A 21,149-nucleotide genomic window follows, 5' to 3' on the forward strand; every position below is an offset into this window, starting at 1 on the left:
CCTCATTCCCCCCAAGGCAGGTCGATGCCGCGCGCCTCAGCCGCCTTGCGGGCATATTTGCGCGTCTGACTGAACGCATCCACCAGTTCCCGCTTGCCCGCTTCGTCCTGTACGGATGCAAAATGCGCAGCGACCTCTTCCGGAGTGTTTGCACCCCCTTCCAACAGGATGCCTTCGGTCTCGTAGATGCGGGTCTGCGCAAAACAGCCTGCTCCGGCACAGAGGATCACGCGCGAGGGCGCGTCCTCGCTCACCAGATAAAGCAGGCCCGGCGTGATCGTCTCGGGCGCAAGCAGCGCCAGCGCCTGTTCGGGAATCAGCGCCTCGGTCATCCGGGTCGCGGCGGTGGGCGCCAGACAGTTGACGCGGATGTTGTCGCGCGCCCCTTCCAGATGCAGCACATTCATCAGCCCCATCATGGCGGCCTTGGCCGCGCCGTAATTGGCCTGCCCGAAATTGCCGTAGAGCCCCGAGGCCGAAGAGGTAAAGACCACCCGCCCATAGCCCTGTTCGCGCATGATCGGCCAGCAGGCATGGGTCACGTTGGCGCTGCCGATCAGATGCACGTCGATCACCTTGCGGAAGTCGGCCATCGTCATCTTGGCAAAGCTCTTGTCGCGCAGGATGCCCGCGTTGTTGACCACGATATCGACACGGCCCCATTCGGCCATGGTCTTCGCGACCATGTCGGCCACCTGCGCGTCGTCCGCCACATCGGCGCCATGCGCAATGGCCTCGCCGCCCATGGCGCGGATCTCTTCGACCACCGCCTGCGCCGCCTCCGAAGAGGCGCCGGTGCCATCTGTCGACGCGCCCAGATCGTTGATCACAACCCGTGCACCGCGCTCGGCCAAACCCAGTGCATGGGCGCGCCCCAGACCAGCACCCGCGCCGGTGACGATCGCCACCCGTCCATCAAACCGAATGTTCATGCCCGCCTCTTACAATGCCTTTTCAAAGATATTGCGGCCCGACATCACGTTGATGCCACCGGAAACCGGGATCACCGCACCGGTGACATAAGACCCGCCGCGCCCGCACAGAAACAGCATGCAGCCGGCAATATCCTCCTCCCGGCCAACGCGTCTCAACGGGACATCGCCGCCGACCCGGGCGCGCTTTTCCTCGTCGGCGGTGGCAAAGGCCGTCATGCGCGACACGAATGGTCCGGGTGCCAGCGCGTTCACGGTGATGGCATGGGCCGAGAGCTCCTTGGCCAGGATCTTGGTCAGATGGATCACCGCCGCCTTGGAGGCCGAATAGCTGTAGGCGCCGTCGCCCATCGGGATCTCGCCCATGACCGAGCCCACGTTGACCACCCGCGCCGGGTCGTCGACCGAGCCGCTTTCCATCAGCATGGGAAGGAGTTTCTGGGTCAGATCGAAAACTCCTGCCACATTGACGGACATGACCTTTTCCCAGGCCTCGTGCGGGAACTGCCCCAGCGGCGCGCCCCAGGTCACGCCGGAATTGTTCATCAGGATATCAAGGGTTTCTGTGCGGTTCTTTACCTCGGCCACCAGGGCGTCGATGCCTTCCTTGCTGCCCACGTCGCCGGCAAAGCCCTCGGCGCTGCCTAGGGTGTCCAGCGCATTCAGTTCGGCGGCGACCGCCTCACAGGCATCGCCCTTGCGCGAGGCAATCAGCACGCGCGCGCCCGCGCGCACCAACGCCTCGGCTGCCATGCGCCCGATACCTGTAGCGCCGCCGGTGACTAGCGCGGTCTTGCCATGGAGAGAAAACAATGTCTCAGGTGTCATGATAAATCCTTAAAATCCCCGCGCTTGCGCGACGATGTTTGCGTGGTAGCCATAGTCGCCCAGCCATTCGGCCGCGACCCGGGCGCGTTTCATGTAGAAGCCCATGTCAAAGGCATCGGTCATGCCGATACCGCCATGCATCTGCACGCCCTCTTGCACCGCACGCTGCGCGGTATCGGTGGCGCGTGCCTTGGCCAGCGAAACGGCCATGGCGGCATTCGCGGGATCCTCGTCCAGCATCCGGCCCGCGTTCAGGACGGCCGAGGCGGTCACCTCGCATTCGCACCACAGATGCGCCGCCCGATGCTGAAGCGCCTGAAAGGCGCCGATCGGTACGCCGAACTGCTTGCGTTCCTTGAGATATTCGACGGTCATGCCGAATGCTCCGGCCGCCAGCCCCGCCATTTCGGCGGCAAGCGCCGCCTGACCTGCCCGCAGCGCGGGCGCCAGCACGGTCATGGCGTCGTCGACCTGGCCCAGCACATCCTCGCCCGTGGCGATCACGTCGGCCAGTGTGATGCGCGCCGCATCGCGGCTGTCGATCATGGCCTGTGCCTCGCGGGTGATCCCGTCGCGGTCGGCGGGGATCTCGAACAGGGTTAACCCCCCGTCAGTTCGCGCCAACACCAGCAGGCGATCGGCATTGGCCCCGTCCACGACGAAGCGTTTTTCGCCGGTCAGGCGAAACCCGTTGCCCTCGGCGCGCGCCTGCATCTGCGTCGCTTCGGGGTCGAACTTGGCCCCCTCGTCTATGGCCAGCGCATAAGTCACCTCACCACGCGCAATCCGCGCCAGCGACTGAGCCGCGCGCGCGTCGGAAACCTGCCGCAGCGCGGTGGCCGCAATCACCGCTGTGGAAAGAAAGGGCGAGGTGACCAGCGTCCTGCCCATCTCGCCCGCCAGCGCACAGGCCGCGGCGTGGCCCATGTCGCTGCCACCTGCATCCTCGGGCACAAGTACCCCGGCCCAGCCCATCGCCGCCATCTCGGACCAAAGCGCCCGGTCCTGTGTCTGGCCCGCATCGCGCAGCCCGCGCAGATGCGCAACCGGCGCCGCCTGATCCAGGAACCCGCGGGCGGCGTCGGCCAGCATGACCTCTTCTTCGCTTCGTACCAGTTTTGCCATCTGCCTTACCCCGGAAGTCCAAGAACGCGTTTCGAAATGATCGACAACATCACCTCGGACGTGCCGCCTTCGATCGAATTGGCCTTGGTCCTCAGCCAATTGGGCGCGCGCCCGTCCTCCCAGACCAGCGCGTCGGACCCGCCCGCCGCCATCACCAGCTCCAGCCGCCGCTTGTTCAGCTCGGTGCCCATGTATTTCAGCATGGCCGAGGCATCGCCCGCACCCTGCCCGGCCTCGGCCTGATCCTTGTAGCGCTCCAGCGTCAGCGCCACCGCCAGCCCGTCGACCTCGGCCCGCATCGCATCGGCGCGCAGGATGGTGTCGGTGCTGCCGCTTTCGGCCAGCACCGCCCCCAAAGCCCGGCCCGAGCCCATGGTACCGCCTGCGGCCGAGATCATCTCGCGCTCATGCGTCAGCAGGTACTTGGCCACATCCCAGCCGCGATTGACCTCACCCACCACCTGTTCGCGGGGCACTTCGACATTGTCAAAGAAGGTTTCGCAAAATGGCGACGCGCCTGAGATCAACTTGATCGGTCGTGTCGTCACGCCGGGGCTGGTCATGTCGAGCAGGATGAACGAGATCCCCTTGTGCTTGGGCGCCTCGCGGTCGGTGCGCAGCAGCGCAAAGATCCAGTCGGCCTGATCGGCGTAAGAGGTCCAGATCTTCTGCCCGTTAACCAGCCAGTGATCGCCCTTGTCCTCGGCCCGGCTTTGCACATTTGCCAGATCGGAGCCGGCCCCCGGCTCGGAATAGCCCTGACACCAGCGGATTTCGCCACGCGCGATGGGCGGCAGGTAATGCAGTTTCTGCTCATGTGTGCCAAAATGCAAAAGCGCCGGTCCCAGCATCCAGATGCCGAAACTTTGCAGCGGGTAGCGCGCGTTCAGGCGGCGCATTTCCTGGTGGAACACCTTCTCCTGATCCCGGCTCAGCCCCGCGCCGCCATATTCGATGGGCCAGGTCGGCACCGTGTACCCTTTGCTGACGCAACGTTGCAGCCAGGTACGCTGAGCTTCTGACGCAAAGGTCCAGTTCTTTCCGCCCCAACAGATGCTAGCCTCGTCATTGCGGCCATCGCGCATATCCGCGGGGCAATTCGCCTCCAGCCAGCTGCGCAGCTCGTCGCGGAAGGCGGCCAGCGCCTTGTCCTCTTCGGGCATGTCTCCTCCCCATGTATCCGATTACGGTTTTGCAGAGCAGAATTGCATTTCGATATCCGGTTGACAACCAAGGGGGCGGGCCAAAGACTTGACGTCAAATCGCGGTACGCACGCGACCGCAACAGGGAGAACGACCGATATGAAAGCCATGCTGAGCACCGCCGTGGGCGGCCCCGAAACACTGCAACTGACCGAACTGCCGGACCCGGTTCCCGGCAAGGGAGAGTTGCTGCTGCGGGTGCATGCGGCGGGCGTGAACTTTCCCGATACGCTGATGATCCGCGACTTGTACCAGATGAAGCCGCCCCGTCCCTTTGCTCCCGGCGGCGAGATCGCGGGAGAGGTTCTGGCGGTAGGCGAAGGTGTCAGCGGTTATGCGCCGGGCGACCGGGTGCTCGCACTGACCGGCCATGGTGGCTTTGCCACCCATCTGACGATCAAGGCCGGAACGGCGGTGAAGATCCCCGATGCGATGCCCTATGAGGATGCGGCCTGTTTCGTCTTTACCTACGGCACTTCCCATCATGCGCTCAAGGATCGCGCCGCTTTGCAGCCGGGCGAGACGCTGCTGATCCTCGGTGCGGCCGGCGGCGTCGGCGCGGCGGCCATCGAATTGGGCAAGGCGGCCGGCGCGCGGGTCATTGCGGCCGTGTCTTCGCAGGAAAAGGCCGATTTCTGCCGCCAGATCGGTGCCGATGAAACGCTGGTCTACCCGCGCGAACTGGACCGGGACGCGCAAAAGGCGCTGTCGGCGGAAATCAAGAAACTGGCGGGCGGCGACGGGGTCGACGTGGTCTATGATGCGGTGGGCGGCGCCTATGCCGAACCCGCCCTGCGCGCGATGGCGTGGAAGGGGCGTTACCTGGTGGTGGGTTTCCCGGCCGGAATTCCCAGCATCCCGCTGAACCTGACCCTGCTCAAGGGCTGCCAGATCCTTGGCGTTTTCTGGGGCGCTTCGGTGTTTCGCGAACCCCAAGGCCATGCGGCGAACATGGCCGATCTGTTCCGCCTTTATGGCGAAGGACGGATCAAGCCGCGCATCAGCGCGCGTTTCCCGCTGGAACAGGCGGCCGAGGCGCTGGAGATGATGCAGGACCGCAAGGTTCTGGGCAAGGTCGTCATCACGATGGGCTGATCGGGTCAGGCCAGATGCGCTGTGTCGTTGAATCCCAGAATCATCATCCGCTCTCCATGAACGACAAGACGGCTGACAGAGCCGTTTTGCGCCCCGTTGAAGGCAAAGGGCTGGGCTCCGCAGGCCATGGCCAGCGCCGCGCCGATGACACCACCATGCACGAATACGGCGACGCGCTGGTCCGGATGACGCCCAGCAATGCGAAAAAGCCCCGACCGCACCCGCGCATGCAGTTGCGCCGTGGTTTCGGCTCCGGGGATTTCGCCCCATTCCTGCCTGTCCTGCGCCAGCAGAAAGGCGGGGTCGCGGTTTGCGGCGCGAATGCGGTATTCGCCGGTGTCCCAATCACCCAGGAACACCTCGCGCAAGTCGGGTTCCACGATTGGCTTCAACCCCAGATGCGCCGCCAGCGGCGCGGCTGTCTGATGGGTGCGCTGCAAGGTGGTGACATAGATCGCGGCCAGGGGTTCAGATTTCAGCCGCTCGCCCACGGCGCGGGCCTGCGCCTCGCCAGTGGGGTGAAGCGCCGGATCGCCGTGGCCGTCGCGGGTGGGAAAGGCCACGCCCGGACGGGCGGCCAGGCTTTCGCCGTGGCGGATCAGCAAGAGATCGGCCGCTCCTTTGGGCGGCGTAAAGACATGTTGACGGTATTCTCGGGACATGCGCGCCTCGATCTGCAATTTGCGCGTATCCTGACCCAAGCCGGAAAGGAGATGCAATGACAAGTCGCGCGGTCGAAACCAAAAGCCCGCTGGTGCTCTGTTCGGTGACCGATCATGTTGCCACGATCACGTTGAACAACCCTGAAAAGCGCAACGCGATGTCCGGCGACATGACCGAAGCCCTGGCCGACCTTTTGCTGACGATGGAGCTTGATTCCGATGTGCGGGTTCTCGTCCTCACCGGTGCGGGCGGTGCCTTCTGCGCGGGCGGTGACATCACCAGCATGGGCGGTGCGCTTGCCGGAGACGGTGAACCCGATACCGATGCCATGATCCGCCGACTGCGCCACGCGCAAGAGGTGGTGGCACTCCGGCTCTATAACCTCGGCAAGCCCACGATCGCCGCCCTGCCCGGCGCAGCGGCGGGCGCCGGAATGTCGCTGGCGCTTGCCTGTGACCTGCGTGTCTGCGCCGAAAGCGGTTTCCTGCTGCCCGCCTTTGGCGCCATCGGGCTGTCGGGCGATTTTGGCGGTAGTTGGCTCTTGAGCCAACTGGCAGGGCCTTCCCGCGCCAAGGAGATCTATTTCACCAACCGCCGTATCGTCGCCGCCGAGGCTCTGGCACTTGGCCTTGCGAACCGGGTCGTTGCGGATACCGATCTGGAGCATGAAGCCTTGAAGCTGGCCAGGGAAATCGCCAGCTTTGCGCCGATGGCCCTGCGCTACATGAAAGAAAATCACAACCGCGCGCGCACGGCCGATCTGCGCACCTCCATGGAGATGGAAGCGGACAGGATGATCCGCACCCTGTTGAGCGCCGATCACATCGAAGGCGCGCGCGCCTTCCTGGAAAAGCGGAAACCGGAATTCAAGGGACGATAAGAGGGAGCACAGATGTCATCACTTGCCGCAGCACTCGCCGCAGAACGGGAAAAGATCGGCACCGAAATCGGGGTTTCGAACTGGATAACAGTCGACCAGCAGATGATCGACCGGTTTGCCGATGTCACCCACGACGACCAATGGATTCACGTCGATCCGGAGCGTGCCGCCGCCGAGACCCCGTTCGGCGGCGCAATTGCGCATGGTTTCCTGACCCTGTCGCTGGCCAGCCGCTTCGTCTATGATGTCCTTCCCGCGCAACCGGGCCAGGTCATGGGCATCAACTATGGGTTCAACAGGTTGCGGTTCCTCGCGCCGGTGCGGGCCGGGTCTCGTCTGCGCGGGCGCTTCACGTTGAAGGACGTCCGCCAGCGCTCATCCACGGAATTATTGCGCGAACATCATCTCACTGTCGAAATCGAAGGCCAGGTTACACCTGCGCTGGTGGCCGAGTGGCTTGGCCTCAGTATCTTTCCGGATTCCCGGGGTGCGACGAACTAGCCCTTCACGACAGCACGCCTTTTACTGGTTTGGGTGACTGCAATGTGGACAGTATCGCTTATTCCCGTTTAAGTGACTCGTGAATGGGGATGAATTTGTCATGAGTAATATTCTGGTCCTGAATGGCCCGAACCTGAATTTGTTGGGAACACGACAGCCAGAGGTCTATGGGTCCAACACCCTCGCCATGGTCGAGGAGATGTGCATTGCACATGGCCATGCCCTTGGCCTGGATGTGTCCTGTTTCCAGTCCAACCACGAAGGCGCGCTGATAGACCGGATTCACGCAGCCAAAGGTCACGAACAGGGGATCATCCTGAACGCCGGGGCCTATACGCATACGTCGATCGCCCTGATGGACGCCATCGCCTCGGTCGAACTGCCGGTGGTCGAAGTGCATCTGTCGAACATCCATGCACGCGAGGCCTTTCGCCACAAATCCTATATTGCGCCCGTCGCCCTTGGCCAGATCTGCGGTTTCGGCGCCCAGGGCTACATTCTGGCGCTGGATGCACTGAAAGCCCACTTCGCCAAAGAGGCGGCAGAATGAGGCTGCGCAGCTATCTGGAATTCCTGAGTTACGTCAAGACGCTGGAAGAACTCTGGGATGCCCATGCCAAGCAGATGGCGTATTTCGGGTTCGACCGGCTTCTCTATGGCTACACCAGCTATCGCACCGCGACATCGCTGGGCGACCCCGAGGATTTCGTGATCCTGACCAATCACGACAAGTCCTACATCGACGGATTCCTGCATTCCGGCCTCTACTTTCACGCCCCGATGCTGCATTGGGCCCTGGAGCACGAGGGCGCCGGCAGCTGGAAAATGATTGCCGACATGCTGACCAGCGAAACGATGACCCCGCAGGAACATCGCGTCTATGACTTCAACGCCTCGCATGGCGTCACGGCCGGCTATACGGTCAGCTTCACTTCGATCTCCGCACGCACCAAGGGCGCGATCTCTCTTTGTGCCCGCAAGGGGATGACTCAGAACGAGGTCGACGAGGTCTGGGAAAAACACGGGCGCGACATCCTGCTGATGAACAACGTCGCCCATCTCAAGATCCTGACCCTGCCTTATGTCGCCCCGAACCGAGCGCTGACACGCAGGCAGCGCGAAGCGCTGCAATGGGTGGGTGACGGCAAGACGACTCAGGACATCGCGATCCTGATGGGGCTCACGACTGCCACTGTGGAAAAACACCTGCGCCTCGCGCGCGAGGCGCTTTCGGTCGAAACCACGGCTCAGGCCGTACTGAAGGCGGCCCTGCACAACCAGATATTCATCATGGAAGCCTGATTGCAAACAGGGAACAACAGATCCGGGACATCGTAGACCTAATCCTGCTGTTGCAGGATTTCTCCTGCATTGCGAAACGAGTCCTCCAACGATTTCAAATGGTCTGCACCAGCAGCTCGGCCAGGTTTACCTTAGGTACGGAATCCCCGACTTTCGGACTCGGATCACCTTGGTCAGAATGATCTTGTTCCGTGAGTGGTGGCTTTGGCCTAGGGACATCGGGAAATGATCCTCGTTATTGCCGAGGCTCTCTGACCTGTTCGGCGGCGGGTGCCTATTGATCGGCACACACCGCCGGAGAACATGAGGGACCCCATCCATCCCCATCAAGCGGGGTCCCTCTACCCATTTAGGCGAAACCGATCCTTCGGTTTCGCCTTTTTCATGACCGGGAGCGAACAGAAAGAAACCGGCCACGCCAGTGCGCGGCCGGTTCGCAACCTGTCTTGGTCGGGCCGGCCGGGTTCGGCCGCCCCTCTGATCAGCCCTGCGCTGCCTTTGCGACTTCGGCAGCGAAGTCTTCTTTTTCGACCACGATGCCTTCGCCGACTTCCAGGCGCACGAAACCGGTGATTTCAGCGCCGGCCTGGGCAGCGGCGGCCCCGACGGTCAGATCGGGGTTGACCACGAACTGCTGGCTCAGAAGGGTCGACTCGGCGACGAATTTCTTCATCCGGCCTTCGATCATCTTTTCGATCACCGCTTCCGGCTTGCCGGATTCGCGCGCGATGTCCATCTGGATCTGCTTTTCCTTTTCGACCACTGCGGGGTCCATGTCGGCTTCGCTCAGCGCAGCCGGATTCACGGCGGCGATATGCATCGCGACCTGCTTGCCCAGAGCCTCGTCGCCGCCCTTCATGGCGACCAGAACACCGATCTTGCCCATGCCGGTGGCGGCTGCGTTGTGCACATATGTCACCACGTTGTCGCCTTCGATGCTGGCCATCCGGCGCAGGGTCATGTTCTCGCCGATCTTGGCGATCTTGTCGGTCAAGGTTTCTGCAACGGTCTTGCCGCCCAGGTCAGCCGCGTTCAGGGCGTCGATATCGGAGACGTTCAACGCGGCGCCCGCGATCCTGGAAACCATGTCCTGGAATTCGGCGTTCTTCGCGACGAAGTCGGTCTCGGCGTTCACCTCTACGGCCACGCCCTTGCCACCGTCCACGACGACGGCGACCAGGCCCTCGGCAGCGGTGCGGCCCGATTTCTTTGCAGCCTTGGCCAGACCCTTGGTACGCAGCCAGTCGATGGCGGCTTCCATGTCGCCATTGGTTTCGGTCAGCGCCTTCTTGGCGTCCATCATGCCTGCGCCGGTGCTGTCGCGCAGTTCTTTCACGAGTGCTGCTGTGATTGCCATCTTGGCTCTCCTCAATTCGAAACGGATTTGGGGCAGGTCATACCCTGCCCCATATGAAATTCAGATGACCGGGGCCGATCAGGCGTTGGATTCTTCCGCCAGCGCCTCTTCGGCAGGCGCGTCTTCCAGTGCGCCAAGATCGACGCCTGCGGCGCCCAGCTGCGCGGACATGCCGTCAAGAGCGGCACGCGCGGCCAGATCGCAATAGAGGCCGATGGCGCGGGCGGCGTCATCGTTGCCCGGGATGATATAGTCGACGCCGTCGGGCGAGCAGTTGGTATCGACCACGGCCACAACCGGGATGCCCAGCTTGTTGGCTTCGGCGATGGCCAGCGCTTCTTTCTTGACGTCGATGACGAAAAGAAGGTCGGGAACGCCGCCCATTTCGCGGATGCCGCCCAGCGATGCGGTCAGTTTCTGCTGGTCGCGTTCCATGCCCAGACGCTCTTTCTTGGTCAGGCCCTCTGCACCGGCTTCCATCGCCTCGTCGATGGAGCGCAGGCGCTGGATCGATTGCGAAACGGTTTTCCAGTTGGTCAGCGTGCCGCCCAGCCAGCGGTGGTTCATGTAGTACTGGGCCGATTTCTCGGCGGCTTCGGCGATCGGGCCCGAGGCCTGGCGCTTGGTGCCGACAAACAGGACGCGTCCGCCCTTGGCGACGGTGTCGCGAACGGCCTTCAGCGCCTGGTCCAGCATGGGAACGGTCTGGGTCAGGTCGACAATGTGGATGCCATTGCGTGCGCCGTAGATGAACGGAGCCATGCGGGGGTTCCAGCGCTGGGTCTGGTGGCCGAAGTGAACGCCAGCTTCAAGCAGCTGACGCATGGAGAACTCGGGAAGAGCCATGCGGTATTTTCCTTTTCCGGTTTACGCCTTGGCGGGGGAGAAGAAGCAGATGCTCCAACCGGCGGTCCGGATGGGGATGTCTCCCCCAAACGGGCCAAAACCCCGCCTGCGGGTTTTGAATGGCGCGCATATAAGCCAGCATTGGCACAAGCGCAAGGCCATAATGCCGTTCAGGGTCGCGCCAGTTCGTGGGCGTGGCGCACAGCCGCTTCGCAATAGGCGGCCAGCGCCTTGCGATTTTCGAACCCTGCGACCCGGACAGGTTCGTGATAAATCAGTTCGACCCGCCCCTGACGGCGTGCGGCCAGTATCTTGAGCAGATGCGGCCCGAAGTCCATGTCCCCCCACCAGCCATAGAACCTCTCAGGCTCACCCTCGGGCGCATGAAACACCACGGTCACCGGCTGGACATACATGAAATCGCGCAGTTCGGGTGCAAAGAAGGCGGCGAACAGCGTGGTCTTGAACGGCAGCACCCTCAGCCCGTCGGTCGAGGTGCCTTCAGGAAAGAACAGCAGCTTGTGCCCGGCTTTCAGGCGCGCTTCGAACAGGGCGGTCTGTTCGCGCGCCTTCCTTGGATCGCGCTCGATGAATACGGTGCCTGTCGCGCGCGCCAGCCAGCCGATGCCCGGCCATTTCGCCACTTCGGCCTTGGATACGAAATAAATTCGCTTGCGGGCATTCAGCGCGAAAATATCAAGCCATGACGAATGGTTGGCCACCACCGCCCCCCGTTCGCGCATCAGCTCTCCGCTGGATGTGAATCCCATTCCCAGGATGCGGAACGCATTGCGGGAGACGAACTGCGTGATGAACGGGGTCACGGGACGGCGCATTCCAAAGAGCGGCAATTCGACCAGCCGCAGGCAGAGCAGCACAAGAAGGCCGCCGAACACCAGAAGCGCCAGCGGCAGCCCCCGCAAGACGACAAGAAGCCAGCCCAGAGAGCCTATCTCGATCGGGTCGGGCGCTTCCTCGCTGTTCCAGAGCGGAGTCATCCTAGCTCCCGGAATAGATCTTGCGCTGACGCTCGTTCATCCGCGCCGTATCGAGTATCAGGCAGACATCGGTGGTATTGAAGGCGTGGTCTATATACGCGCCATCGCCCACGAAACCGCCAAGCCGGAGGTAAGCCTTAATCAGTGCCGGAACCTCCAGCATTGCCTGCCGGCGGTCGAGCCGGTCCTCTGGCACCCGGTTCATCTCGACAAAATGCGCAGGCTGTGCCCGTACGCGCAATTCCTCGGGCGCCAGATGATTGTGATACAGCATCGAAAGCGGCTCGGCCATCGCGTCGGCATTGGTGCCGTGAAAACTGGCGACACCGAAGAGAACCTCTATCTCGTGCGCGGCCACGTACTGCGCCAGCCCGTTCCAGAGATGGTACATGGCCATGCCGCCGCGATAGTCCGGGTGGACGCAGGACCGCCCGAGTTCCAGCAGCCGACGACCGGAATTCTTGAGCACGGAGAGATCGTATTCGTCCTCGGAATAGAACTGGCCCACCACCTTCGCCTGTTCGCACCGCAGGAGACGATAGACGCCGATCACCTGCCTGGTCTGGTTGTGAATGCAGATCATGTGATCGAAGAACGGATCGAACCGGTCCTGCTCCAGACCCAGCGCGTGGTCGACCATCGCACCGCCGCCGCCGAGTTCGCGCACGAAGACATCGTAACGCAGCGCCTGTGCTGCGCGGATCTCGTCAGGATCTTCGGCGATCCTGACAGTGAATGTGGCACTGCGATCTGGCATCTGGTGGAGGTTCCAGTAATCCGGGTTGCGGGCACATAGCGCGGCTGCATCACGGTTGGCAACCGAAAGCGACAGCCAGGTCCGGTGTTAACCTTTCAGAAAGGTAAATCACCGATCAAAGACCGGCACCAGGGCGATGCGTGTCCCGTCGATCACCACCTTTCCCTGATCGGGAAAGTTCACGGTGATCTTGCCGGCGATATTGGATTGCACCTGGCCAATGCCCCAATCGGGGTAATCGGGGTGGCGCACGTACATGCCCGGTGCAAGAATGGCATTCAGATCGGTCATGTCCGGCTACCCAGGCAAGGATGTGAAGGTCTGCAAACGGAGGTATCGCATGACCCGAAGCGGCGTCAACCTGGCCGGGCTGATCGGCTCGCGCATCTGCCACGACCTGATCAGCCCGATCGGGGCAATCACCAATGGGTTGGAGTTGCTTGAAATCACCGGCACGGTCCAAGGCCCCGAGATGGAACTGATTTCGGACAGTGTCGGCAGCGCAGGCGCGCGGATCAGGTTTTTTCGCATCGCCTACGGGGCGCCGAGCGACCAGCCGATGGGCCGCACAGAGGTAAGCGGGCTTCTCGACGATCTGAATCAGAACGCCCGGGTCAAGGCCTGGTGGCAGCCCGTCGACCCGGTGCCGCGCACCGAAACCCGGCTGGCCCTTCTTGCGCTCCAGTGCTGCGAAACGGCGATGCCCCTTGGCGGAAACGTGACCCTGAGCGAGGCGGCCGGGCGATGGACGATCACCGGGACGGCCGACAAGCTGTCGGTCGACCCGGCCTTGTGGGAGGCGTTGAGCAACCCGGCGGCGCTGGGTCAGATCACGCCCGCGCAAGTTCAGTTCGCCCTGTTGCCCGCCGCGGCCGCCGATGCCGGGCGCCGGATCACGGTGGAAACCTCCGAAACCCGAGTCATCCTGCAGTTCTGATCACCCCCGGACGGTGCCGTCGCCGCGCACCAGGTATTTGAAACTGGTCAGTTGCGCCGCCCCCACCGGGCCGCGCGCATGCATCTTGCCGGTGGCGATGCCGATCTCGGCGCCCATGCCGAACTCGCCCCCGTCCGCGAACTGGGTCGAGGCATTGTGCATCAGGATGGCGCTGTCGAGCCTCTCGAAAAAATGCGCGGCCGCGGCCGCATCTTCAGTCATGATGCAATCGGTATGGTTCGAACCGTATTGCCGGATATGGGCAATCGCTTCGTCGATATCGGCCACGGGTTTGGCCGCAATGATCATGTCGAGGAATTCGCGGCCCCAGTCCTCGTCCGTTGCCGTTGTGGTGCCGGATTGCGCCAGTGCGCCTTCGGCATGCACATCGACGCCTGCGGCCAGCAGCGCCGCGATGACCTCGCGGCCCAGCCCCTCGGCGATATCCTGATGGATCAGCAGGCATTCGGCGGCGCCGCAGATGCCGGTGCGGCGCGTCTTGGCGTTCAGCACCACATCGAGCGTTTTCTGCCGGTCTGCGGCCTTGTCGACATAGATGTGCACGATGCCTTCGAGATGGGCAAAGACGGGCACCCGCGCCTCGCGTTGAACGAGGCCGACCAGCCCCTTGCCGCCGCGCGGCACGATGACGTCAACATGGTCGGTCATGGTCAGCAATTCGGAGACTGCCGCCCGATCGCGGGTCGGCACCAGTTGGATCGCATCCTCGGGCAGGTTCGCCGCGCGCAGCCCCTCGACCAGGCAGGCATGGATGGCGCCCGAGGAATGAAAGCTCTCGGAGCCGCCGCGCAGGATCACCGCATTGCCCGATTTCAGGCAGAGCGCACCGGCATCCGCCGTCACGTTCGGGCGGCTTTCATAGATCACCCCGATCACCCCCAGCGGCGTGCGCACCCGCTGGATGTGGAGGCCCGAGGGCATGTCCCACTCCGCCAGCACCTCGCCCACCGGATCGGCTTGTTCGGCCACCGTGCGCAGCCCGTCAACGATGCCCTGAATGCGCGCCTCGTCCAGCTTGAGGCGATCCATCATCGCCGGGCTCAACCCCTTGTCTCGGCCATAGTCCAGATCGCGCGCGTTGGCCGCGATGATCTCGGCCCGGCGGGCCCAGACCGCATCGGCGGCGGCGATCAGGGCGGCGTGCTTGCGTTCGGCACTGGCAAAGGCCAGTTCGGCGGCAGCGGCCTTGGCGCGCTTGCCGATCCCGGTCATGACGGCGGAGATGTCTTCGATGTCTTTCATGGCGGTCCCCTGCGCTTGGGTCTGGTCAATGGGTAACGGGTCGCGGCGGTCAGGTCAAAGCGCCATGTCGTCCCGATGGATCAGCGCGGCGCGCCCCGGATAGCCCAGCGTCGCCTCGATTTCCGTGGATCGACGCCCGCGAATGGCCCGCGCCTCGTCGCCGGTATAGCGGCTCAGCCCCTGCCCAAGCCGCCGCTTCTCCGGACCCAGAATCACCACCGGATCACCCCGGCCAAAGGCGCCGGACACCTCGGTCACGCCAGCAGGCAACAGGCTCTTGCCGCCTTCAAGCGCACGGGCGGCCCCCGCATCCACGGTGATCTCTCCGCGCGGTTTCATCGCGGCGATCCAGCGCTTGCGGGCGGCCTGCGGGTCGAGCATCGCTGTAAACCAGGTGCAATTTGCTCCATTTTCCAGCGTTTTCAGAGGGTTCAAGGGCGATCCCTCGGTAATCGCCATGGCGCAGCCACCGGCCGTTGCCATCTGCGCGGCCATCAGTTTCGTTTTCATTCCGCCTTTTGACAGGCCCGAGCCCGCATCGCCCGCCATAGCCACGATCTCGGGCGTGATCCGCTCGATCACGTCGAACCGCGTCGCGTTCGGGTCGTCATTGGGATTGCCGGTGTAGAACCCGTCGACATCCGACAGCAGGATCAGTTGATCTGCGCCGACAGTCACCGCAATCTGCGCCGCCAGCCGGTCATTGTCACCATAGCGGATCTCGTCGGTGGCGACGGTGTCATTCTCGTTGACGATGGGCACCGCCCCAAGGCTCAATAACGTTTCCAGCGTCGCGCGCGAGTTCAGGTACCGGCGCCGGTCCTCGCTGTCTTCCAGCGTGACCAGAACCTGCGCGGTGGTAATCTTGTGCGGATCCAGCGCTTCCTCATAGGCGCGGGCCAGCCGGATCTGGCCAACGGCGGCGGCGGCCTGCGACTGTTCCAGCGGCAGCGCGGTGCGCGGCAGGCCCAGCACCCCCCGCCCCAGTGCGATGGACCCTGACGAAACCAGGATCACATCCATGCCCAGCCCCTTGAGCCAGGCCACATCCTGCGCCAGCGAGCGCAGCCAGTCCGCGCGCAGATCGCCGGTAGTGCGGTCGACCAACAGGGCCGAGCCGATCTTGACCACCAGCCGCCGGGCCGCTGTCAGGGTTGCCAAGTCTGTTCCTCCTCGGCGGGTTTGTGGCGCAGGCGATCCGCGTCAATCTGCGCACGCAGGGCCCGCAGCACATCCGTGACCCCCTCGCGCGAGGCGCCCGACATCATCATCACCGGGCCGCCCGAGGCATCCTCAAGTTCTTCGACCAGAAAGACACGTTCCTCGTCATCGAGCGTATCGATCTTGTTCAGGACCGTGATGCGCGGCTTGTCGGCCAGATCGCCGCCATAGGCTTCAAGCTCGTGAATGATGGTGTGATAATCCTCGACCGGGTCGCCCGAGGTGCCATCGACCAGATGCAGCAGCACGGCGCAGCGTTCGACATGGCCCAGGAATCGGTCGCCGATTCCCCGCCCCTCGTGCGCCCCCGCGATAAGGCCCGGAATGTCGGCGATCACGAATTCCACGTTATCCACACCGACCACGCCCAGGTTGGGATGCAACGTGGTGAACGGATAGTCTGCGATCTTGGGCCGCGCGTTCGATGTCGAGGCCAGAAAGGTGGACTTGCCCGCGTTGGGCATGCCCAGCAGACCCACGTCGGCGATCAGCTTCAACCGCAGCCAGATGGTCCGGTCCACCCCCGGTTGGCCGGGGTTGGCGCGGCGTGGCGCCTGGTTGGTGGCGGATTTGAAATGCAGGTTACCGAACCCGCCATTGCCGCCACGCGCCAGCAGCACCCGCTCGCCCACGGTCGTCAGGTCGGCCAGAACCGTCTCTTCATCCTCGTCAAGGATTTCGGTGCCGACCGGAACCCGCAGGACAATGTCGCTGCCATCCTTGCCCGAACGCTGCTGACCGCGGCCGGGCTGGCCGTTGTCGGCAAAGAAATGCTGCTGATAACGAAAGTCGATCAGCGTGTTCAGCCCTTCGACCGCCTCGGCCCAGACCGAACCGCCATCGCCGCCATCACCGCCATCCGGTCCGCCGAATTCGACGAACTTCTCCCGCCGGAAGCTGACGCAACCGCCGCCGCCCGCGCCCGAGCGAATGTAGACCTTTGCAAGATCGAGAAATTTCATATGTGCTCCCTACTGCAAAGGCCGCGCGCGGCTCAAGTCACAGCTTTCGGCTATAGGTCCATGTGGGTACGGTCGCGCCGCGCGCGACCGAATAACTCTCGGCGTCTCCAAGATACTGAAACCCGCAATGGGTCAAGACCCTGGCTGACGCCGGGTTGTCCTGGAACACGCTGGCGAACATCGTCGCGTTGTCCATCGGGTTGGTATTAACCAACGCTTCCACCGCCATAGAGGCAATGCCGGTGTTCCAGTAGATCGGCGCCACCCAGTATCCGACTTCGGACTGGTTACGGTCCATCTTCTTGAGCGAGATCACCCCGATCAATTCGGGCCCGTTGTCGCGGGTGGCGTCCATCGCCCAGATATCCTCGCCGCGTTGATCGGACATGGCCCGCGCGACAAACGCCTCGGTCATGCCGGGCGGCAAGGGGTGCGGAATCGCGGTGGTCATCCGCGCGACCCTCTCGTCGCTGGCGTAGTGCTCGATCAGCCCCATGTCCGATTTGCGCAGGGGGCGCAGGTCGAACCGCTCGGTTTCAATGACCGGCTGATTTATGATTGTATCAAACTTCATTCCTGTGCTCCTCCTCCGAACACAACATAAAAAACCGATGCGACGGTCAGCGCCGCCAGCATCCACATCAGGTATTTCTCGGCCGGCCGTCCTGCAACCGCATGGGCGATCCGGTCACCGGCAAATGCCCAGATCGGGTGAAAAACCGCCTGACAGGCCAACAATAGAAAGGCAATCGTCAATGTCGCCTGAAAGTGCGGCGTTCCTGTGGCCACAAAGCCGGCAAACCCGCCCACGATCATCGCCCAGGCCTTGGGATTGAGCGGATGCACCAGCAGGCCCGCGCGAAATCCGGGTACGCGATCGGTCTCGGACATCGGGCTCAGGCGGAGATTGGCGATCTTCCAGGCCAGCCAGCAAATATAGGCCACACAAAGGTATTTCAGGCTCTGGAACACCCCGGGCGCCTGTCCCGCAAGTTCCATAAGTCCGAAGCCGACCGGCCAGATCACCAATTGTTTTCCCAGCGCAACCCCGGCCACAAAAGGCACGGCCGCCCGAAAGCCATAGCGTGCGCCAGTCGCCATCAGGGCCATGTTGGCAGGCCCCGGCGTGCCGATCTGGCTTGCGGCAAAGATCAGAAAGCTGGTCGTGGCGACGGCCATGGTCGTATCGGATCAAACTTCGGTGAAAACGAAAAAAGGGACCGGCAATTCTTGCCGGTCCCCCATGAATTTTGTCTTGACCTTATGGGTTTCGGCTTATTCTGCGGCCTCCGCCACTGGCAAGACCGAAATGAAGGTGCGCTGTTTGAGGCCCTTGTGGAACTTCACGGCGCCATCGACGGTTGCAAAGATGGTGTGATCCTTGCCCATGCCAACGCCCTCGCCCGGCCAGAACTTGGTGCCGCGCTGACGCACGATGATGTTGCCGGCGTCGACAGATTCGCCGCCGTATTTCTTGACGCCAAGGCGGCGACCGATGGAGTCGCGGCCGTTACGGGAGGAACCGCCAGCTTTTTTATGTGCCATTCTTTCTCTCCTTAGCCTTGAGCCAGCTCTTTGGCCTGCTCAACCCACTCGGGTTTTATCTTGACCGCGTCGATAGCAGCAATCTGCTCGTCCGACAAGGCGGCCAGAGCGGCGAAGCTGCCGATGCCGGCTTCTGCCAGCTTCTTGGCGGCCGCAGGGCCGACACCGGTGATCTTGGTCAGATCGTCCGAACCGGCGGCGGCAGCGGCCGGAGCGGCAGCGCCCTTGGGGGCTTGGCCGGTTGCGGCCTTGATGCCGGTCTTGTCCGCGCCCGAGGTCAGGATCTCGGTGATCTTGACCAGGGTCAGCTTCTGACGGTGACCCTTGGTCCGCTGCGAGCTGTGCTTGCGGCGGCGCTTGACGAAATGGATCAGCTTCTCGCCCTTGACCTGCTCGATCACCTCGGCCTGAACGGCCGCGCCATCGACCAGCGGAGCGCCCACGACCGGCGCGTCGCCGCCCAGCATCAGCACTTCGTTGAATTGAACTTTTTCACCTGCGTCGGCAGCCAGTTTCTCAACGCGGAGCACATCGCCCGCCTGAACCTTGTACTGCTTGCCGCCAGTCTTGAGGACCGCAAACATGCGTCTTTCCTTCTTGTCACCGCGTTCTTCGGTCCCCGGTTCCCCGGACGTTCCGGCCCCCGATCAAGGGATGCCACCTGCGAACAGCGCGCCCTGTCACGGGCGGATTAAGCGAACCGCCGTCTCCGGTCGGATCAAACGATAACGAAACCCGGCGCGGATTTCCGGCCGGGATGCGGGCTTATCGTCGGACCAGGGGTGTTTGTCAACCGAAAAGCGCGGGTCAGAGATCGGTCGCGCCCAGAGCCACCCCGACCGCGCGGCCAAGGTCGTATGAGATCCCGTCATAAAGGTCGTCGAACCCTTCGAACAGCGCCTCGTTGATGGCCCGCCCCGCGTCACTGGCCGCAAAATCCAGATTGCCCTGCATCTGGGCTCCGGACAGCGGCGAATAGGCGAACAGCAGGAAACCGTAGACCCATTTGCGGGTCTCGGCTTCGGTTTCCCCGCGGTTTTCGATCAATTCGGAAAGAACCGCCTCGTCGTCGCGGGGCGTACCCTGCCCATCTGCCAGACCCAGGTAGAAATAATAATCCGAACTGATGGCCCCGCGTACATTCCTGGGCACCAGTTCATTGATCCGGATATACTCGTCGATCATCCGGTACATGGGCTGCTTCTTGTCCATGTCCCTGGCGGCCTCAAAGGCCATCTCCTCGATTTCGGGTTCGGCAAAGGCGCGTCTGGCTGCGTTTTCCAGTTTCAGGATCGTCTGTCCAAGGTCCGAGCCGAAAAAGGAGATCGCGGCGACCAGTTCCTCTTCGTTCAGCCGCTCGGCCAGCGCGCCGCGCAGGGCTCGCGTCATCCGGGCGGTGTCGTAGATCGTCTTTACCTGCGCGGCAAAGACCTGACCGCCGGATCCTTCCAGCATCTCGGCGTCGAGCGTCTCTCCATACCGCAATCCCTCTTCGCGAAGGATCGTCACCACTTCCTCAAGCCGCATGGCATCCGCAAGCCGGTCGATGGCTTCGCTGGCGCGGACCGGAAGTGCCAGCACCACAGTCAAAACAGTTGCGGCGATCAAGCGCATCACAGGTCCTGGGTCGGTTGAAGACCGGCCATGCGTGTTGCAAGCCGTTCGAAGCGGTCGGCCATGATGTGATATTGCACGGCATTGAGCAATTCATAGACTTCCTGCATCAGGGGCTGTTCCAGTGCTTCGGTATAGGTTTGCACCTCGGAATCCGAAAACGCCTGATAAGTAAATGCCGCCCCCGCCAGGGCCGAGATTTGCAGGCTGTTGCGCAACTCGGTCTCGTTGCGCCGCAGCAGCGTGCGCAGATCCTCGGTATCCATGTCCAGTTCGATCACCCCCGCGGCGCTGGCCGCCAGCAGAAACCGCAACTGGATCTCCTGCAAGGCCCTGAGCGCGGTGCCCGAGGAATCGATGGCGCGATTCATCCGCTTCAGCCATTCGACGCGGGTCGAGCCATGCCGCACGAGTTCGGAAACGATCGCCTGGCCCGCCTCCTGCTTGAGTTCGTCGTCCTCCATGTGCGAAGCGTTCTCGGCCACCACCAGGCGCTGCCCTAGGTCGCTGGCATAGAACGCGACCGCGTGATCAAGTGCATCGTCACTCAGCGTCTCTTCGAGTATGTCGAGCGCGTCGCTGCGCATGGCATCGGTGTCGAACACTTCTCCCGCAAGGTCGCGCCACTGCTGGCCAAAGGCTTCGGCATCTAGCCCCAGCATCTGCGGTGCCGAGGCCGAAGACAGGGCGATCGAGTCGAGCGCCACATCGAATCCGGTGGTCACCAGAAACGCCTCGATCCGCGTCCGGTCGGCGGCCCGGGCGGGCAGCACGGCGAGGGAGAGAAGCAAGACAATGGCCGCAAGCGGCATCCAGCGGGCAGGACGAAGATGTATCATGACCCAGAGCCTAAGCCTTTTCCGGGGCGCGGCAACGGAAAAACGGGAGAAGGCAAAAACTTCCAACTTTCCGCTTGCACCCATCTGCGAACCTGACTAAATCCCCCCCTCACCAGACCCCCGCGGAGAGGTGCCGGAGTGGTCGAACGGGGCGGTCTCGAAAACCGTTGTGGGTGCAAGCCCACCCAGGGTTCGAATCCCTGTCTCTCCGCCACTATCCCCTGATTACATTGGCAATAAGCCAGTTCTTCTTGCCGACGGCCGTGCGCGACGCACCGTTC

25 protein-coding genes and 1 tRNA gene are annotated in these 21,149 nt (G+C 63.1%); 7 read left to right on the forward strand and 19 right to left on the reverse strand.

What is annotated here, in order from left to right:
- Positions 1-2: 2 nt before the first annotated feature.
- Genes BLT75_RS00830 through BLT75_RS00845 form a run of 4 tightly spaced genes read right to left on the reverse strand, consistent with a single transcriptional unit; the run spans position 3 to position 4,048 of the window.
- Positions 3-932, reverse strand: a complete 930-nt coding sequence (locus BLT75_RS00830; RefSeq protein WP_093026814.1) for an SDR family NAD(P)-dependent oxidoreductase — start codon at positions 930-932, stop codon at positions 3-5.
- Positions 933-941: 9 nt separating this feature from the next.
- Positions 942-1,760 carry an SDR family NAD(P)-dependent oxidoreductase gene (locus tag BLT75_RS00835; protein WP_093026815.1) on the reverse strand — a complete coding sequence of 273 codons (819 nt, stop codon included), beginning with the start codon at positions 1,758-1,760 and terminating at the stop codon, positions 942-944.
- A gap of 9 nt (positions 1,761-1,769) precedes the next feature.
- Positions 1,770-2,885 (reverse strand): acyl-CoA dehydrogenase family protein, encoded by a 1,116-nt coding sequence (locus tag BLT75_RS00840; RefSeq protein ID WP_176827796.1) that lies wholly within the window; start codon positions 2,883-2,885, stop codon positions 1,770-1,772.
- Positions 2,886-2,890: 5 nt separating this feature from the next.
- Positions 2,891-4,048 (reverse strand): acyl-CoA dehydrogenase family protein, encoded by a 1,158-nt coding sequence (locus BLT75_RS00845; protein WP_093026816.1) that lies wholly within the window; start codon positions 4,046-4,048, stop codon positions 2,891-2,893.
- A gap of 139 nt (positions 4,049-4,187) precedes the next feature.
- Between BLT75_RS00845 and BLT75_RS00850 the strand changes: the two genes are divergently transcribed.
- Entirely contained in the window at positions 4,188-5,183 is a 996-nt protein-coding gene (locus BLT75_RS00850) for an NADPH:quinone oxidoreductase family protein (protein ID WP_093026817.1), read from the forward strand.
- 5 nt (positions 5,184-5,188) lie between these two features.
- Here BLT75_RS00850 and BLT75_RS00855 read toward each other — a convergent pair whose 3' ends face one another.
- The gene (locus BLT75_RS00855; RefSeq protein ID WP_093027296.1) at positions 5,189-5,845 is read right to left on the reverse strand and encodes a histidine phosphatase family protein; all 657 of its coding nucleotides are present in this window, start codon (positions 5,843-5,845) and stop codon (positions 5,189-5,191) included.
- A 56-nt stretch (positions 5,846-5,901) separates the two neighbouring features.
- On the opposite strand from BLT75_RS00855, the gene BLT75_RS00860 reads away from it, so the two are divergent.
- From BLT75_RS00860 to BLT75_RS00875, 4 genes are all read left to right on the forward strand, one after another.
- Positions 5,902-6,726, forward strand: coding sequence for an enoyl-CoA hydratase-related protein (locus BLT75_RS00860; protein WP_093026818.1), 825 nt, complete (start codon positions 5,902-5,904; stop codon positions 6,724-6,726).
- 12 nt (positions 6,727-6,738) lie between these two features.
- Positions 6,739-7,227 carry a MaoC family dehydratase gene (locus BLT75_RS00865; RefSeq protein WP_093026819.1) on the forward strand — a complete coding sequence of 163 codons (489 nt, stop codon included), beginning with the start codon at positions 6,739-6,741 and terminating at the stop codon, positions 7,225-7,227.
- A gap of 100 nt (positions 7,228-7,327) precedes the next feature.
- A complete protein-coding gene (aroQ, locus tag BLT75_RS00870; protein ID WP_093027298.1) occupies positions 7,328-7,777 on the forward strand; it encodes a type II 3-dehydroquinate dehydratase in 450 nt (149 codons plus the stop codon).
- A complete protein-coding gene (locus BLT75_RS00875) occupies positions 7,774-8,529 on the forward strand; it encodes an autoinducer binding domain-containing protein (protein ID WP_093026820.1) in 756 nt (251 codons plus the stop codon). The genes aroQ and BLT75_RS00875 overlap by 4 nt, the downstream gene beginning before the upstream one ends.
- A gap of 481 nt (positions 8,530-9,010) precedes the next feature.
- Here BLT75_RS00875 and tsf read toward each other — a convergent pair whose 3' ends face one another.
- From tsf to BLT75_RS00900, 5 genes are all read right to left on the reverse strand, one after another.
- Positions 9,011-9,886 carry a translation elongation factor Ts gene (gene tsf / locus BLT75_RS00880; RefSeq protein WP_093026821.1) on the reverse strand — a complete coding sequence of 292 codons (876 nt, stop codon included), beginning with the start codon at positions 9,884-9,886 and terminating at the stop codon, positions 9,011-9,013.
- A 78-nt stretch (positions 9,887-9,964) separates the two neighbouring features.
- The gene (gene rpsB, locus BLT75_RS00885; RefSeq protein WP_093026822.1) at positions 9,965-10,732 is read right to left on the reverse strand and encodes a 30S ribosomal protein S2; all 768 of its coding nucleotides are present in this window, start codon (positions 10,730-10,732) and stop codon (positions 9,965-9,967) included.
- 170 nt (positions 10,733-10,902) lie between these two features.
- Positions 10,903-11,730: a lyso-ornithine lipid O-acyltransferase gene (gene olsA / locus BLT75_RS00890; RefSeq protein WP_093026823.1), complete on the reverse strand. Its 828-nt coding sequence runs from the start codon at positions 11,728-11,730 to the stop codon at positions 10,903-10,905.
- 1 nt (position 11,731) lies between these two features.
- Positions 11,732-12,487 (reverse strand): L-ornithine N(alpha)-acyltransferase, encoded by a 756-nt coding sequence (gene olsB, locus BLT75_RS00895; protein ID WP_093026824.1) that lies wholly within the window; start codon positions 12,485-12,487, stop codon positions 11,732-11,734.
- Positions 12,488-12,595: 108 nt separating this feature from the next.
- Entirely contained in the window at positions 12,596-12,778 is a 183-nt protein-coding gene (locus BLT75_RS00900) for a DUF3553 domain-containing protein (RefSeq protein WP_093026825.1), read from the reverse strand.
- A 49-nt stretch (positions 12,779-12,827) separates the two neighbouring features.
- On the opposite strand from BLT75_RS00900, the gene BLT75_RS00905 reads away from it, so the two are divergent.
- Complete coding sequence (locus BLT75_RS00905) at positions 12,828-13,424, forward strand: histidine phosphotransferase family protein (protein ID WP_093027300.1); 597 nt, start codon at positions 12,828-12,830, stop codon at positions 13,422-13,424.
- Here BLT75_RS00905 and BLT75_RS00910 read toward each other — a convergent pair whose 3' ends face one another.
- The 9 genes from BLT75_RS00910 to BLT75_RS00950 all read right to left on the reverse strand — a co-directional run bounded on the left by BLT75_RS00910 (position 13,425) and on the right by BLT75_RS00950 (position 20,868).
- On the reverse strand, positions 13,425-14,687 hold the full coding sequence (locus BLT75_RS00910; protein WP_093026826.1) for a glutamate-5-semialdehyde dehydrogenase: 1,263 nt from the start codon (positions 14,685-14,687) through the stop codon (positions 13,425-13,427).
- Between the two features lie 54 nt (positions 14,688-14,741).
- A complete protein-coding gene (gene proB / locus BLT75_RS00915) occupies positions 14,742-15,848 on the reverse strand; it encodes a glutamate 5-kinase (protein ID WP_093026827.1) in 1,107 nt (368 codons plus the stop codon).
- The gene (gene obgE, locus BLT75_RS00920; RefSeq protein WP_093026828.1) at positions 15,836-16,870 is read right to left on the reverse strand and encodes a GTPase ObgE; all 1,035 of its coding nucleotides are present in this window, start codon (positions 16,868-16,870) and stop codon (positions 15,836-15,838) included. Before obgE ends, proB begins: the two co-directional genes overlap by 13 nt.
- Before the next feature lie 37 nt (positions 16,871-16,907).
- Positions 16,908-17,444, reverse strand: a complete 537-nt coding sequence (locus BLT75_RS00925) for a GNAT family N-acetyltransferase (RefSeq protein WP_093026829.1) — start codon at positions 17,442-17,444, stop codon at positions 16,908-16,910.
- Positions 17,441-18,049 (reverse strand): LysE family translocator, encoded by a 609-nt coding sequence (locus BLT75_RS00930; protein ID WP_093026830.1) that lies wholly within the window; start codon positions 18,047-18,049, stop codon positions 17,441-17,443. The genes BLT75_RS00925 and BLT75_RS00930 overlap by 4 nt, the downstream gene beginning before the upstream one ends.
- A gap of 96 nt (positions 18,050-18,145) precedes the next feature.
- A complete protein-coding gene (gene rpmA / locus BLT75_RS00935) occupies positions 18,146-18,415 on the reverse strand; it encodes a 50S ribosomal protein L27 (RefSeq protein WP_093026831.1) in 270 nt (89 codons plus the stop codon).
- A gap of 11 nt (positions 18,416-18,426) precedes the next feature.
- Positions 18,427-18,999, reverse strand: a complete 573-nt coding sequence (locus tag BLT75_RS00940) for a 50S ribosomal protein L21 (RefSeq protein WP_093026832.1) — start codon at positions 18,997-18,999, stop codon at positions 18,427-18,429.
- A 223-nt stretch (positions 19,000-19,222) separates the two neighbouring features.
- On the reverse strand, positions 19,223-20,029 hold the full coding sequence (locus tag BLT75_RS00945) for a DUF2059 domain-containing protein (protein WP_093026833.1): 807 nt from the start codon (positions 20,027-20,029) through the stop codon (positions 19,223-19,225).
- Positions 20,029-20,868 (reverse strand): DUF2059 domain-containing protein, encoded by an 840-nt coding sequence (locus tag BLT75_RS00950; RefSeq protein WP_093026834.1) that lies wholly within the window; start codon positions 20,866-20,868, stop codon positions 20,029-20,031. Before BLT75_RS00950 ends, BLT75_RS00945 begins: the two co-directional genes overlap by 1 nt.
- Positions 20,869-20,992: 124 nt before the next feature.
- On the opposite strand from BLT75_RS00950, the gene BLT75_RS00955 reads away from it, so the two are divergent.
- A tRNA-Ser gene (locus BLT75_RS00955) sits at positions 20,993-21,082 on the forward strand.
- The last annotated feature ends 67 nt before the right edge of the window (positions 21,083-21,149 follow it).

The organism is Ruegeria marina (assembly GCF_900101475.1).
GTDB classification, from domain to species: Bacteria; Pseudomonadota; Alphaproteobacteria; order Rhodobacterales; family Rhodobacteraceae; genus Ruegeria_B; species Ruegeria_B marina.